A 14,299-nucleotide genomic window follows, 5' to 3' on the forward strand; every position below is an offset into this window, starting at 1 on the left:
CCCCGGGCCGACCCCCGGCCTGTCCTTCTCTCTGCCGGTGCGGCTACCGGTCCGGCTGTCGGTGCGACGACCGGTCCGACCACAGGTCCGGCTACTGGTCCGACGAGAAGCGGACCGCGCCCGCGGGGATGCGGGCGTCGCACCAGATGCGCATGCCGTCGCGGAGTTCGTTGTCGGGGCCGACGACCGCGCCGTCGCCGATGACCGTGCCGGTCAGGACGGTGCGTTCGCCGACGCGGGCGCGGGTGCCGACGAGGGAGTCCGTGATCACCGCGCCGGGCTCGATGACCGCGCCGGGCAGGATGGTGCTGCCGAAGACCCGCGCCCCCTCCGCCACGAACGCGCCCTCGCCGACCACCGTCCCGCCCGCCAGCTTCGCGTCCGGCGCGACCGTCGCCGTGGGCAGCACCAGCCGGTCGCCGCAGCGGCCCGGCACCGCCGGGGACGGCGCGCGGCCGAGGACCAGGTCCGCCGAACCGCGGACGAACGCGGCCGGAGTGCCGAGGTCAAGCCAGTAGGTGGAGTCGACCATGCCCTGCAGATGCGCGCCCGCCGCCAGCAGGTCGGGGAACGTCTCGCGCTCCACCGACACCGGCCGGCCCGCCGGGATGGTGTCGATCACCGAGCGGCGGAAGACGTACGCCCCCGCGTTGATCTGGTCGGTGACGATCTCCTCCGGGGTCTGCGGCTTCTCCAGGAACGCGGTGACCCGCCCGGTGCCGTCCGTCGGGACCAGTCCGTACGCCCTCGGGTCCGTCACCTTCGTCAGATGCAGGGACACGTCCGCGCCGGTGGTCTCGTGGGTGCGGACCAGGGCCCGGATGTCCAGGCCCGTCAGGATGTCGCCGTTGAAGATCAGGACCGGTTCGTCCGGCCCCGAGTGCAGCCGCGACGCCACGTTGCGGATCGCGCCGCCCGTGCCGAGCGGCTCCTCCTCCGTGACGTACTCGATGTGCAGTCCGAGCGACGAGCCGTCACCGAAGTACGGCTCGAAGACCTCCGCCAGATAGGACGTGGCGAGCACGATGTGCTCGACCCCCGCCGCCCTCGCCCGCGCCAGCTGGTGCGTGAGGAACGGCACCCCCGCCGCCCTGACCATCGGCTTGGGCGTGTGCACCGTGAGCGGGCGCAGCCGGGTGCCCTTGCCGCCGACCAGGAGGATCGCTTCTGTCACCTGTCGTCTCTGCTTCCTGCCGGGACCGGCCGAACTGTCTTTCGGCCGGCCAGTGTATGCAGACCGTTGTCCGGCATCTTCGACGGCGTACGACGTCGCGGAAGCGTCCCCAAGTTCCCCCCGCCCCCGTGCCGCCCGCGTCAGTCGCGGCCCTGGTAGTACGCGGCGTATCCGCGGACCGAGCCGAGCTTGCCGTAGAGCTGCCGTCCTGGGCACTGTGTGGCGAAACCGTCCCGGTGCCCGGAGATTGCATTCAGTCGTACGTTCTTACCTTTTCGGTAGAGATTGCCACCGCCGGACTTCAGATATGTCTTGCCGCGCGGATTGCCCCCGTACAGGCCCAGCTTCCATGCCGTCAGCCGGCCCAGCGCCTTCACCGTCGCCTTGGACGGCTTGGCGGAATCGAACGTGCCGAGCACGGCGATCCCCATGCTGTCGGTGTTGAACCCGAGGGTGTGCGCGCCCATGACGGGCTTCGCCACGCCCCCGGCCCGTCCCTCGTAGATGTTTCCGCACTTGTCGACGAGGAAGTTGTAGCCGATGTCCCGCCAGCCCATGCTCTTCACGTGGTAGCGGTAGATACCGCGGATGACGGAGGGCGCCTGGGAGCAGCTGTAGCCGTTGCCGGTGGCGGAGTGGTGCACGAAGGCCGCCTTCACCTTCTTCGTGTAGACGAACTTCTTCTCGCGCAGCTTCTCGTCCGCGCCCCAGCCGCGGCGGGTGACGATGCGCGGGCGCGGGCCGATCTTCGGCTTCGCGCGCTGTTCCTCCGTCAGCTCCCCGGCGTCCAGCGTCAGCAGCTCCCGCTCGGTGGCCGCCCGGCCGAGCGCCGGGATCTCGGCGGCGCCGAGCGGGGCGAGGAGCGAGTTGGTGGCGGAGGCGGCGAGGGTGCCGGGGGCGAGCGTGCCGAGCTGGGCGGAGGCGGCGGGGGTGCCGCGGGCGGGAGTGTCCTCGGCGGTGCCCGGGTCGACCAGTTCCAGGCGGAGGCCGGCGGGCAGGGCGGTGCGGGCGGAGAGGGTGCCGCCGGGGGCTCGGCCGGTGGCCGGGGCCTCGTCGGTGTCGGCCCGGGTGTCGGCGGCCGTCACGCGTACCCGTACCTCCACGCCGTTCGACTCCCCCACCCACAGCGGGGCCGTCGCGCCGCGGACCCGGCCGGAGGCGCGCTCCTCCGAGCCGGGGTCGGCCGCGTGGTCGCCGCCGTGGGTCTCCACGTCCTGCCAGCCGGACCAGACACCGGTGGCGACCGCGCGGGTGCGGACCTGGACCCTGCCGTGCAGTTCGGTGTCCGGGTCGTCCCAGACGACGCCGACCATCGAGAAGCGCCGTACGTCACGCCGGGGCAGGCCCTGGACGGCCGTGCCGGAGGCGCGGTCGGCGCCGAGCGGGACGAGGGGCAGCGACTCGGTGCCGCCCGGGAGTTCCGGCGCCCCCGTCTCCCCGGCCACTCCCGGTACCGCGCCCGGTCTCGCGGCCGCCGGAGCCGCGGGCAGGGTCAGCGGGAGGGCGAGGGCGGCCGCACAGGTGACGCCGATGGAGGAAGCAAGGAATCCACGCATGCCCCAGATCCTGGACATAGCCATACAAATCTGTCCATCGGGGAATTGACGCACCGTCGGGGGCCGTTCCCCCGAACCGGTGGTGCCGCCGCTGGGGGCCGGGCCGCGCGCCCGCGTACGCTTGCGCGGGTGACTGCCACCGATCGCACCCCTGCCGACCTGCTGCGTTCCGCGCTCGCCGCGGACCCCGCGCGTCCCCTGGTGACCTTCTACGACGATGCCACCGGCGAGCGGGTCGAACTGTCCGTGGCCACCTTCGCCAATTGGGTGGCCAAGACCTCCAATCTCCTCCAGGACGAACTGTCCGCCGCGCCCGGCGACCGGGTCGCGCTGCTGCTGCCCGCGCACTGGCAGACGGCGGTGTGGCTGCTGGCGTGTTCGTCGGTCGGCGTGATCGCGGACGTCGAGGGCGATCCGGCCCGGGCCGACCATGTCGTCGCCGGGCCCGGACGGTTCGAGGCGGGGCTGGCGTGCGGCGGTGACCGGTACGCGCTGTCGCTGGCGCCGCTGGGGCGGCGGTTCGTTCCGTCGCCGCCGGCCGGTTACGCCGACTACGCCGTCGACGTGCCGACCCACGGCGACCGGTTCGTGCCGTACGCGCCGGTCGACCCCGAGGCGCCGGCGCTGATCGTCGCCGGGGCGGAGTACACCGGGGCGGAGATCGTGGACCTGGCGCGCGGCGACGCACCCGGCCTGGGGCTGACGGGACCGGGCTCACGCATCCTGTCCGCGCTGCCGTACGACACCTGGGAGGGCCTGAGCGCCGGGCTGTACGCGGCGCTCGCCAGCGGGGGCTCCGTGGTGCTGTGCCGGAACCTCGACCAGCTGAGCGAGGAGTCGCTGGCCAAGCGCATCGAGAGCGAACGGGTCACGACGACGGCCCGGTGACTCGCGGGGCAGGCACGGGGGGCGAGCACACAGCCGGGCGTCCGCACGGCACCGCCGCGCCCACCCGTGCCGCCCCCACACCCCCGCGCCCCTCACCCCGCGCCCCCTCACCCGTTCAGCCCACCCCCACCCCCCGCCCCACGCCCATCCGCGCCATGGTCGTAGGAGCAGCAGGACGTCACGGGCGTACGCCATGAGGGGTGGACTCAGTCGTGATCGACACCGCGGGCAGGCCGTCCGGGCGCACGGGTCGGGTCTTCGGGCCCGGGGCCGGGGTGTCCGCGACCGGCGTCGGGCTGATGCGCCGGCGTCGGCGGCGCTGGGTGCGGGTCGGCACGCTGGGGGTGACCGCGGTCGTCGTGGCGGCGGTGGGGACCGCGTCGGTCATCTACGCGAAGCTGGACGGGAACATCACCCCGGACGAGGCCGCGGCGGCGGAGCTCGCCCGGTACGAGAAGGAGCGGCCGACCTCGCTGGTCCGGGGCGCGCAGAACATCCTCGTCATCGGCTCGGACTCGCGCTCCGGTGACGGCAACGGCCGTTACGGGCGGGATTCGGGGACCGAGCGCTCGGACACCGCGATCCTGCTGCACCTCTCGGCCGGCCGGCGCAGCGCGACCGCCGTCTCCATACCCCGCGACCTGATGGTGGACGTCCCGGGCTGCCGCCGCCCGGACGGCTCCCGTACGAAGCCGACGTTCGCGATGTTCAACTACGCCTTCGAGACGGGCGGTTCGGCCTGCACGATCCGAACCCTGGAGCAGCTGACCGGCGTTCGCGTCGACCACCACGTCGTCGTCGACTTCACCGGGTTCAAGAAGATGGTGGACGCCGTCGACGGAGTACAGATCTGCCTGAAGCAGCCCATTTCCGACAAGGCGGCGAAGCTGCGCCTGCCCGCCGGCACGGTGACGCTCGACGGCGAGCAGGCCCTCGGTTACGTGCGGGTCCGCAAGTCCCTCGGCAGCGGCAGCGACACCGACCGCATGGACCGCCAGCAGCGGTTCCTCGCGGCACTCGTCAACAAGGTGCGCAGCAATGACGTCCTGCTGAACCCGGTGAAGCTCTACCCGGTGCTCGACGCGGCGACGTCAGCCCTCACCACCGACCCCGGCCTGGCAAGTTTGCGCGGCTTGTACCAACTTGTCCGAGGCTTGCGCGACATCCCCACCGAACGTGTGCAGTTCCTGACGGTTCCGAGGGAGTCGTACGTCTACAACGCCAATCGCGACCAGCTGGTGGAGCCGGAGGCGGAGCGTCTGTTCGAGCGGCTGCGCACCGACCGCCCGGTCGAGGTGGCCCCCGGATCCGGCCGCGGCAAGGCCTCCGCGGAGCCCGGCGCGAGCGCCTCCCCGGCCCCCACGTTCCGAGGAAATACCGCCGCCGAGGACCACTGCCGGTAAAGCCCACACCAAAACGGCGAACTCCCGTTCAAGGAAATGCGCCGGATTGCCCAGTTGTAGGGACGTGGAATTTGTCACCGTCGTCGCTCCACGCTGAACTGGGCGGATAGTGTGAGCGATCCGGTGCACCCGGCTCCCGGCCAATTAGTCCGTCCTGGGGTCGCGCACTGCATGTACGAGACCCGAGCGCCTCGGAGGGGGAAGGCGCCGCGTGGCCCCGACGGAGGATTCAGGCAACCGTGGACGCGCAAGGCCGTGGGCGGGCGGAGCACATCGATCCCGCAGACCAGTGGGTACTCAATCCGAGCACCGGTGAATACGAACTGCGACTGACCCCTTCCGCACCGCAGTCGGGGGTGCCCGGCCCGCGCCGGGTCGCCGCGCGGGGCCGTACCGCCGCCCCGGGGCGTGAGCGCCGCGAGCCGCGCCCCGCGCAGGGCGGCGGCCGGGAGGGCCGTGAGGGGCGTGAGTCCCGTGAGGGTGACAGGGACGGCGGCGAGAGCCGCGAGGTCTCCGGACCCCGCAAACGCCGCGGCGCCGCGCCCGAGCCGGCGCCGGGCCGGCGTGGCAGACGTCCGGCGAAGAAGAAGCCGAAGGTGAAGAGGATCCTGCTGTGGACCGGCGGGGTCATGGCCTTCGTGCTGGTGGCCGCGGCGGGTGCCGGGTACCTCTACATCGAGCACCTCAACGACAACATCACCTCCGTCGCCGACGACGGGGCGAGCACCGGTGGCTTCCAGAAGGACAAGGCCATCAACATCCTGCTGATCGGCACGGACAAGCGCACCGGCGCGGGCAACGAGTCCTACGGCGACAGCGGCAGCCCGGGCCACGCCGACACCACGATCCTGCTGCACGTCTCCAAGGACCGTTCGAACGCGACCGCGCTGAGCATCCCGCGCGACCTGATCGTGGACGTCCCAGACTGCCCGACCACGCAGGAGGACGGCAGCACCGAGGTGATCCCCGGCGACCAGGGCGTCCGGTTCAACACCAGCCTGGGCCAGAGCGGCCGTACGCCGAGCTGCACCATGCGCACGGTGACCGAGCTGACCGGGATCAAGCCGGACAACTTCATGGTCGCCGACTTCAACGCGGTGAAGACACTGACCACGGCGGTCGGCGGCGTCGAGGTGTGCCTGGCCAAGGACATCGACGACGAGGACTCCAAGCTCAAGCTGAGCGAGGGCAAGCACGTCATCGAGGGTGAGCAGGCACTGGCGTTCGTCCGCACCCGGCACTCGGTGGGCACCGGCGGCGACCTGAGCCGCATCGGCCTCCAGCAGCAGTTCCTGAGCGCGCTGATGCGCAAGCTGAAGTCCAACGACACGCTCACCGACCCGACCAAGATGATCAAGCTGGCGGAGGCGGGCACCAAGGCGCTCACCGTCGACTCGCAGCTGGACAGCATCGGCAAGCTCAAGGACCTCGGCCTGGAGCTGGGCAAGCTCAACACCAAGAACCTGACCTTCACCACCGTGCCGGTCGTCGACAACCCGGCCGAGACGGTGAAGGCCACCGTCGTGCCGCATCCGACGAAGGCCCAGGAGGTCTTCGACGCGATCGCGAACGACGTCTCCTTCACCGCCGTCAAGCAGCAGAAGGCGAAGGAGAAGGCCGAGGTCGCCGCGCGGCTCAAGGGCACCAAGGCGGATGCCTCCGAGGTCCGGGTGCGGGTCCTCAACGGCGGCGCCCCCTCCGGCAGCGCGTCGGAGACGCTGCTGTGGCTCCAGAACGAGGAGGGCGTCACCAAGTCCGAGAACGCGGGCAACGCGGACGAGCAACTGAGCAAGACCACGCTGGAGTACGCACCCGACCAGGCCGACCAGGCGCGGCGGCTCGCCGCGATCATGGGCCTGTCCGGATCGGCGATGAAGCCGGGCGAGAGCGTGACCAACAGTCAGGGTCTGCCGACGATGACACTGACCCTCGGCAAGGACTTCAAGGGCGCGGGAGTCTCGCTCACCGCCCCGACGAAGGCGCCGGAGGTGGACAAGTCCACGGCGGACAAGGTGGAGTGCGCCAGCTAGCCAGGGGGGCCGGCGAAAAAATTGGGGGGTAACCCCTGGGGTCCGTCGTGCGTCTGACTTGACGCGGGGCGGACCCGTGTCAGGCGCAGGGGTGGGGAGGGGCAACCAAGTGGCGCGGAGCAGTGTGCGCGGAGACGTGCCCGCGGTGGAGGACACCATGTCCCTCACGCGGCAGGGCGAAGAGGCTCTCGAAGCGGAGAGCGCGAACGGCGCGGAGGGCGCGGAGGGCGCGGAGGACGGGCAGCCCGAGGGCAGAGGCCGGCACGGCGGAGGCGGTGGCGGTGGCCGGCGGCGCGGGGGCCGTCGCGGCACCGGCCGGCCGCCGCGCGGACGCCGGGTGCTGCGCTGGTCGGCTACGGCGCTGGCGGTGGTCGTCGTCGGCACCGCCGGTGCGGGCTACCTCTACTACCAGCACCTGAACGACAGCATCAAGAAGGACGACCTCAACCTCGGCGACAACAAGGTCGCCGCGCCCACGCCGAACGCGGCGGGGCAGACCCCGCTGAACATCCTGCTGATCGGCTCGGACGCCCGGGACAGCAAGGAGAACCAGAAGCTCGGCGGCGCCAAGGAGACCTTCAACGGCACTCCGCTCGCCGACGTCCAGATGCTGCTGCACCTCTCGGCGGACCGCACCAACATGTCGGTCGTCAGCATGCCGCGCGACACCCTGGTGCACATACCCAAGTGCACCGACCCGGACGACGGGGAGGTGTACCCGGCGAGCACCCGGCCGACGGCGACCAACGAGAGCCTCGGCCACGGCGGCCCCGGCTGCACGGTGGCCACCTGGCAGGAGATGACCGGCATCCACATCGATCACTTCATGATGATCGACTTCGCCGGTGTGGTGTCCATGGCGGACGCCATCGGCGGTGTCCCGGTCTGCGTGGACGCCAACATCCACTCCCGCAGCGCCACGGGTGAGGGCTCGGGGCTGCGGCTGGAGAGGGGCACCACCAAGATCAAGGGCGAGACGGCCCTGAAGTGGCTGCGCACCCGTTACGGCTTCGGCGACAACACCGACCTGTACCGCGCCCAGGCGCAGCACATGTACATGAACTCGATGGTCCGCGAGCTGCGCGCCAACGCCACCCTCAGCAACCCCAACAAGCTGCGCAAGCTCGCCGAGGCCGCCGTGGACGCGATCACCGTCGACCCGGGTCTGGGCACCATCACGAAGATGTACGACCTGGCCAACGAGCTGAAGAAGGTCCCGACGGACCGGATCACCATGACGACGATGCCGAACCGGCTGGTCGGCAACCGGGTCGCGCCCACCGAGGACGCCGAGACGGTGTTCCGGATGGTCCGTGAGGACATCGCGCTGGACGGCAAGGACAAGAAGAAGGCGAAGAAGGAGAAGGAGTCCTCCGACCCGGCGGCGGCGGACGGCGAGATCGCCGTCCAGGTGCGCAACGGCACCGCGACGGACACCCTGGCGGCCGTCGGCGGCCGGGCCTCCGACGTGACGCAGCTGCTGGTGGGCGAGGGCTTCACACAGGCCCTGGCGGACACCTCGCCCCCGCTCGCGCAGGCGACCACCGTGATCCGCTACCCGAGCGCCGACCTGGAGGGCGACGCCCAGCGGGTCGCCAAGGCCCTCGGCGTCCCGCTGAGCGCGGTGAAGAAGTCCACCGACGTCTCCGGCGTCACCCTGATCGTGGGCGCGGACTGGCGCGAGGGCACGGCGTACAAGGCGCCGAAGAAGGAGGACAAGACGCCGGAGTCGGCGAACGCCCTCAACGCCTCGGACGACTCCAAGTGCATGGAGGTCAACCCGAACTACACGTTCTAGAGGGCGTCCGCGCGGAGTTCCGTCAGCCCACCGGGCTGTCGGAGCCCCGGACCGCCGGACGGCGGGACGCGATGACCTTCCTCGCCAGCGACTTGGGGCTGGTGAGGAAGCCGAAGCCCCAGGACATGTGCATGGTGGCGAGGGCGACCGGGATCTGGAGCCGGGCCTTGAGCGGCAGCCCCTTGCCGGCGGGGACGGACCCGGCGGCGATCGCCGCGAGGTAGCCGCCGGGGATCACGAAGCCCCACGGCGTCAGCGCGGCGCCGACGACCAGCCCGGCCGCGATCGCGCAGACCGCGGTCGGCGGGGCGAGGTAGCGCAGGTTGATCGAGCCGGCGTGGTAGCGGGCGACGACGTGCCGCCAGCGGCCGTAGTCCTTGTACTGCTTGGCGAGCGCCTTCACGCTCGGCCGCGGCCGGTACGACACCTTCAGCTCCGGCGAGAACCAGATCAGGCCGCCCGCCTCGCGGATGCGGAAGTTCAGCTCCCAGTCCTGGGCGCGGATGAACTCCACGTTGTAGCCGCCCTGCCGCTCCAGCGCCTCGCGACGGAAGACACCGAGGTAGACGGTCTCGGCCGGGCCCGCCTGGCCGCCGGTGTGGAAGGCGGCGTTGCCCACGCCGATCTTCGAGGTCATGGCGGCGGCGACCGCGCGCTCCCAGTCGTTCTCGCCCTCGGCGTGCATGATGCCGCCGACGTTCTGCGCGCCGGTCTCCTCCAGGAGCCGTACCGCGGTGGCGATGTAGTTGGGCGAGAGCATGCCGTGGCCGTCGACGCGGACCACGATCGGATGGCGGGAGGCCCCGATCGCGGCGTTGAGGGCGGCGGGCGTGCGACCGGTCGGGTTGGGCACGGTGTGCACCCGCGGGTCCTCCCGCACCAGTTCGGCGGCGATCTCGTCCGTGCGGTCCGTGGACGGACCGAGGGCGATCACGACCTCCATCTCGCCGGCGTACTCCTGGGCGAGGATCGCGTGGACGGCGCCGCGCAGATGCCGCTCCTCGTTGAGGACGGGCATGATGACGGACACGGCGGGGAGCTGCACGTCGGACTTGGCGTTCATAGAGGCCTCACGTTACCGCGAACGGGGGACACCGGTGCGCCCCGCCGGGGACGGTACGACGGACCGCAGATCGTATGGGCCTACGGTGCTCACGGCTCCCACGTACGGCCGTCGTCCGGAGGTGTCCCTTGCCCACGCCGCCTCGGTCCCCGGGCCGGCCCGTGCCCCGCCCGCAGCGGGCCCGCCGCGCCCCGCGTCCGCCCGTCCGGCGGAAGCGGCCGGGCTGGGCCATGCGGGCGGTGACGACGCTGTCGGTGGCGGTGCTCGCCGCCGCGGGCATCGGGCACATGGTCGTCACCGGCCTCGACGCGGACATCGCCCGCGTCGACCCGTTCCAGAACATGAAGAACCGGCCCCGCGCGGGCCACGGCATGAACGTGCTGCTGGTCGGCACCGACGGCCGCGACAAGATCGGCGAGGCGGAGCGGCACCGGTACCGGCTGGGCGGGGCGCCCTGCCGCTGCACCGACACGATCATGATCGTGCACATCTCGGAGGACCGGGAGCGGGCGAGCGTGGTGAGCCTGCCGCGCGACTCCTACGCGGAGCTGCCGCCGCACACCGACCGCACCACCGGCGAGCGCCACCACAGCCACCCCATCAAGCTGAACGCGGCGTACGCGGAGGGCGGGCCGCAGCTGACCGTGCGCACGGTCGAGCACATGACACGGGTGAAGATCGACCACTACCTGGAGGTCGACTTCGCCAGCTTCATGAAGACGGTGGACGTCCTCGGCGGGGTGCGGATCTGCACGGCCCGGCCGCTGAAGGACCGCTACAGCGGCCTCGACCTGCAGCCCGGCACGCACACCCTGCGCGGCGGCGAGGCCTTGCAGTACGTACGGTCCCGGCATGTCGACGGGGCCTCCGACCTCGGCCGGATGCAGCGCCAGCAGCGGTTCCTGGCGGCGCTGATCGACCACGCGACCTCGTCCGGGGTGCTGCTGAACCCGATGAAGTTCCGCGACGTGACGCGGGCGGTGCTCGGGTCGGTGCGGGCGGACAAGGGCTTCGGCACCGGCGAGCTGCTGGACCTGGGCCGGGCGATGCGGAACTTCTCACCGTCGTCGTCCGAGTTCACGACCGTCCCGATCGGACGGATGGGGTACGCCGTGAAGGGCATCGGTTCGACGCTGAAGTGGGACCCGGTCAAGGCGGACCGGGTCTTCCAGGCGCTGCGCGACGACCGCCCGCTGGCCGCCGCCCGCCCCAGGACCGTGCCGGCCCGGGCCGTCGACGTGCCGCCGCAGCAGATCCGGGTCCAGGTGGCGAACGGCACCCGCACACCGGGGCTGGGCCGCCGGGCCGATGCCGCGCTGGCGGCGACCGGCTTCCGCACCACCCGGCAGCCGGTGAACGCCTCCGGACCGCCCGCGCCGCGCACGGTCGTCTCCTACGACCCCCGCTGGGACCGCTCCGCGAAGTCCCTGGCGACGGCTCTGCCCGGCAGCGAACTGCGCGCGGTCAAGGGCCAGGGAGCCACGCTGAAGGTGATCGTCGGCGCGGACTACAAGGGGGTCACCAAGGTCCGCGCGGAGATCCCCCGCCCACCCGGCGCACCCGCGGTGACCCGAGGCGACGAGGTGAACTGCTCGTAGCGGAGCGGCACCCCGGTCCTGGGCCCGTCAGTCCTCGAACCCCTCCGCCGCGCGCCGCTCGCGAAGGTCCATGATGGCCCGGCGGCGGGCCAGGCGGTGGGTGCGGCGGATCTGGGCTTCCTGGTAGCGGCGCTTGTCGCGTTCCGTCTCCGGGACGACCGGGGGGACGCGGCGGGGCTTGCCGTCGGCGTCGACCGCGGCGAAGACGAGATAGGCGGAGCCGACCTGGGTGGGCGGGGCGGACTCGTTCCAGCGTTCGGCGAGGACGCGGACGCCGACCTCCATGGAGGTGCGGCCGGTCCAGTTGACCTGGGCCTTGACGTGCACGAGGTCGCCGACGCGGACCGGCTCCAGGAAGGCCATCTCGTCCATGGAGGCGGTGACGGCGGGGCCGCCGCTGTGCCGGCCGGCCACGGCTCCCGCGGCGTCGTCGACCAGCTTCATGATCACTCCGCCGTGCACCGTACCCAGCAGGTTGGTGTCGTTGTGGGTCATGATGTGGCTGAGTGTGGTCCGGGAGGCGGAGGTGGGCTTACCCGGGATGTCCGAAGTGCCCGGGGTCTCCGACTCCGGGTGGCTGGCCTGGTCTGTCATGTCCTCCACCTTATGCCGAAGCCGGATCCGGGAACTTTGTGTCAGCTTGGCCACAGCCCGGTCCCTGTTTTCCGCCGACCCTTGTAAAGCACACGGCCGGGACCGGCACACTGGGGCCCATGAACGATTGGCCCGAGGGATCGTCCGACGACAACCGCGGACCCCGCTACGGAAGCGGCAGCGCCGGCGCGACGCCGGAGGGCGCCCGCGTGATGCGTCAGGTGCGGCGCGGCGGCCCGGCGGTACCGCCCGGCTCGGGCCCGGCCGCCCCGCCGTACGGCCAGGGTGTGCCCCGCCAGCCGTCGTACGTCGACGGCGGCGAGGGTGACTTCGGCGGCGGCTACGACAGCGGCTACAACACCGGGCAGGTCTACGGCTCGCCCGGCGGCGGCGGTCCGGCCGGTCCCGGCGGCTCGGGGACGCGGGCGCCGCGGCCCGCGCCGAACTGGCGCCGCCGGATCAAGGTGACCGCCGTCACCCTCGCCACCGTGCTGCTCGTCACCACCGTCGGCACCTACTTCTGGGCGGACTCCAAGCTCAACCGCGAGGTCGACCTGTCGAAGGTGATCGACCGGCCGGAGAAGGGCGAGGGCACCAACTACCTCATCGTCGGCTCCGACAGCCGTGAGGGCATGACCGACGAGCAGAAGAAGGACCTGCACACCGGGTCCGCGGCGGGCAAGCGCACGGACTCGATGATGATCCTGCACACCGGCGACAACGGCCCCACGCTGATCTCGCTGCCCCGCGACTCGAACGTCACGATCCCGGAGTTCCAGGGCTCGGAGTCCGGCAAGCGGCTGCCCGCGCGGGGCGCGAACAAGCTGAACGCCGCGTACTCCATCGACGGCCCGACGCTGCTGGTGCGCACCGTCGAGTTCAACACCGGGCTGCACATCGACCACTACGTGGAGATCGGCTTCGCCGGCTTCGCGAACATCGTGGACGCGGTCGGCGGGGTGGAGATGGACATCCCGCAGGACATCAAGGACACCAAGTCCGGCGCGAACTTCGAGAAGGGCCGGCAGACCCTGAACGGCGAGGAGGCGCTCGCCTTCGTCCGCACCCGGTACGCGCTGGCCGGTTCCGACCTGGACCGCACCAAGAACCAGCAGAAGTTCCTCAACGCCCTCGCCAGCCAGGTCGCCACCCCGGGGACGGTCCTCAACCCGTTCAAGCTCTACCCGACCATGGGCGCGGGCCTGGACTCCCTCATCGTCGACAAGGACATGGGCCTGTGGGACCTGGCCTCCATGTTCTGGGCGATGAAGGGCGTCAGCGGCGGCGACGGCAAGTCCATGAACATGCCGCTCGCGGGCAACGCCGCGAACGGCAACCTCCAGTGGGACATGACCAAGGTCAAGACGCTGGTGGAGCAGTTGCGGAACGACGAGAAGGTCACGGTCTCGAGTGACTGACCCGGCCGGCGGACAGAGCATCCGCGCGGTGCTCTGCGACGTCGGCAACGTCGTGCGCTTCTACGACACCTCCGAGGTGGCCGCCCTCGAACGAGCCGCCGGGCTTCCCGAGGGCATCACCAAGAAGGTGGCGTTCGCGCCGTCGCTCGGCCTCGCGCTGCTGCTCGGCCGGATCGACATGCGCGACTGGGAGTGGGAGATCATCAGCGGTTTCGCCGGGATCGTGCCCTGGGACACCGCCGCCGCGCTCGCCGAGGCGTTCGTGCGGGCGCCCTTCCACGCCGACGACACGGTGGTCGCCCTGCTGCGGCGCGCCCGTGAACGGGTGCCGCTGGTGCTCGTCGCCAACGGCTCCTACCGGCTGGAGAGCGAGCTGGCCGAGCTGGGCCTGGGCGACCTCGCCGACCATCTGATCAGCAGCGCCAAGGATCGCCGGGTCAAGCCCGACCTGCGGATCTTCCGCCTCGCCGCCGAGCGGGTGGACGTCGACCCCGAGCACTGCCTCTACGTCGACAACGGCCTGCCGGGCATCGAGGCGGCGGCCCTCCTCGGCATGCGGACCGTCCACTACCGCACGCCCGCGGACCTGGAACGGGCCCTCGCCCCGTTGCTCCGGCCCGCCTGAGCGACGCGAAGTGGCCCCGGCCCTTCCCGGGCCGGGGCCACTTCGACGACGGGTTACGGCAGGTTGCGCGCCATCACGATGCGCTGGACCTGGTTGGTGCCCTCGTAGATCTGGGTGATCTTGGCGTCGCGCATCATGCGCTCGACGGGGTA

The 14,299-nt window shown here is 71.6% G+C and carries 12 protein-coding genes; 7 read left to right on the forward strand and 5 right to left on the reverse strand.

Annotated elements, in window-relative coordinates; all coding sequences use genetic code 11:
• Positions 1-91: 91 nt before the first annotated feature.
• Positions 92-1,174, reverse strand: a complete 1,083-nt coding sequence (gene manB, locus ABT232_RS36435; RefSeq protein WP_351848556.1) for a mannose-1-phosphate guanylyltransferase — start codon at positions 1,172-1,174, stop codon at positions 92-94.
• A 140-nt stretch (positions 1,175-1,314) separates the two neighbouring features.
• On the reverse strand, positions 1,315-2,730 hold the full coding sequence (locus ABT232_RS36440; RefSeq protein ID WP_351848558.1) for a peptidoglycan recognition protein family protein: 1,416 nt from the start codon (positions 2,728-2,730) through the stop codon (positions 1,315-1,317).
• A 129-nt stretch (positions 2,731-2,859) separates the two neighbouring features.
• Here ABT232_RS36440 and ABT232_RS36445 point away from each other — a divergent pair, with 129 nt between their 5' ends.
• The 4 genes from ABT232_RS36445 to ABT232_RS36460 all read left to right on the forward strand — a co-directional run bounded on the left by ABT232_RS36445 (position 2,860) and on the right by ABT232_RS36460 (position 8,849).
• On the forward strand, positions 2,860-3,618 hold the full coding sequence (locus tag ABT232_RS36445; protein ID WP_351848561.1) for a TIGR03089 family protein: 759 nt from the start codon (positions 2,860-2,862) through the stop codon (positions 3,616-3,618).
• Between the two features lie 299 nt (positions 3,619-3,917).
• Positions 3,918-5,021 carry an LCP family protein gene (locus ABT232_RS36450; RefSeq protein WP_351848583.1) on the forward strand — a complete coding sequence of 368 codons (1,104 nt, stop codon included), beginning with the start codon at positions 3,918-3,920 and terminating at the stop codon, positions 5,019-5,021.
• Between the two features lie 239 nt (positions 5,022-5,260).
• Positions 5,261-7,051, forward strand: coding sequence for an LCP family protein (locus ABT232_RS36455; RefSeq protein ID WP_351848564.1), 1,791 nt, complete (start codon positions 5,261-5,263; stop codon positions 7,049-7,051).
• A 157-nt stretch (positions 7,052-7,208) separates the two neighbouring features.
• Positions 7,209-8,849: an LCP family protein gene (locus ABT232_RS36460; RefSeq protein WP_351848566.1), complete on the forward strand. Its 1,641-nt coding sequence runs from the start codon at positions 7,209-7,211 to the stop codon at positions 8,847-8,849.
• 22 nt (positions 8,850-8,871) lie between these two features.
• Here ABT232_RS36460 and ABT232_RS36465 read toward each other — a convergent pair whose 3' ends face one another.
• The gene (locus ABT232_RS36465) at positions 8,872-9,912 is read right to left on the reverse strand and encodes a glycosyltransferase family 2 protein (protein WP_351848569.1); all 1,041 of its coding nucleotides are present in this window, start codon (positions 9,910-9,912) and stop codon (positions 8,872-8,874) included.
• 128 nt (positions 9,913-10,040) lie between these two features.
• On the opposite strand from ABT232_RS36465, the gene ABT232_RS36470 reads away from it, so the two are divergent.
• Complete coding sequence (locus tag ABT232_RS36470; RefSeq protein ID WP_450872059.1) at positions 10,041-11,510, forward strand: LCP family protein; 1,470 nt, start codon at positions 10,041-10,043, stop codon at positions 11,508-11,510.
• 27 nt (positions 11,511-11,537) lie between these two features.
• Here the strand turns inward: ABT232_RS36470 and ABT232_RS36475 are convergent, their stop codons facing one another.
• On the reverse strand, positions 11,538-12,104 hold the full coding sequence (locus ABT232_RS36475; protein ID WP_351848573.1) for an acyl-CoA thioesterase: 567 nt from the start codon (positions 12,102-12,104) through the stop codon (positions 11,538-11,540).
• 119 nt (positions 12,105-12,223) lie between these two features.
• Here ABT232_RS36475 and ABT232_RS36480 point away from each other — a divergent pair, with 119 nt between their 5' ends.
• The gene (locus ABT232_RS36480; RefSeq protein ID WP_351848576.1) at positions 12,224-13,522 is read left to right on the forward strand and encodes an LCP family protein; all 1,299 of its coding nucleotides are present in this window, start codon (positions 12,224-12,226) and stop codon (positions 13,520-13,522) included.
• Positions 13,515-14,147: an HAD family hydrolase gene (locus ABT232_RS36485; RefSeq protein ID WP_351848578.1), complete on the forward strand. Its 633-nt coding sequence runs from the start codon at positions 13,515-13,517 to the stop codon at positions 14,145-14,147. The genes ABT232_RS36480 and ABT232_RS36485 overlap by 8 nt, the downstream gene beginning before the upstream one ends.
• Positions 14,148-14,200: 53 nt before the next feature.
• On the opposite strand, the gene ABT232_RS36490 is transcribed toward ABT232_RS36485, so the two are convergent.
• On the reverse strand, positions 14,201-14,299 hold a 99-nt coding region (locus tag ABT232_RS36490; protein ID WP_155525297.1), incomplete at its 5' end, for an acyl-CoA dehydrogenase family protein.

Source organism: Streptomyces sp. NPDC001532, assembly GCF_040298625.1.
Classification (GTDB): Bacteria; Actinomycetota; Actinomycetes; order Streptomycetales; family Streptomycetaceae; genus Streptomyces.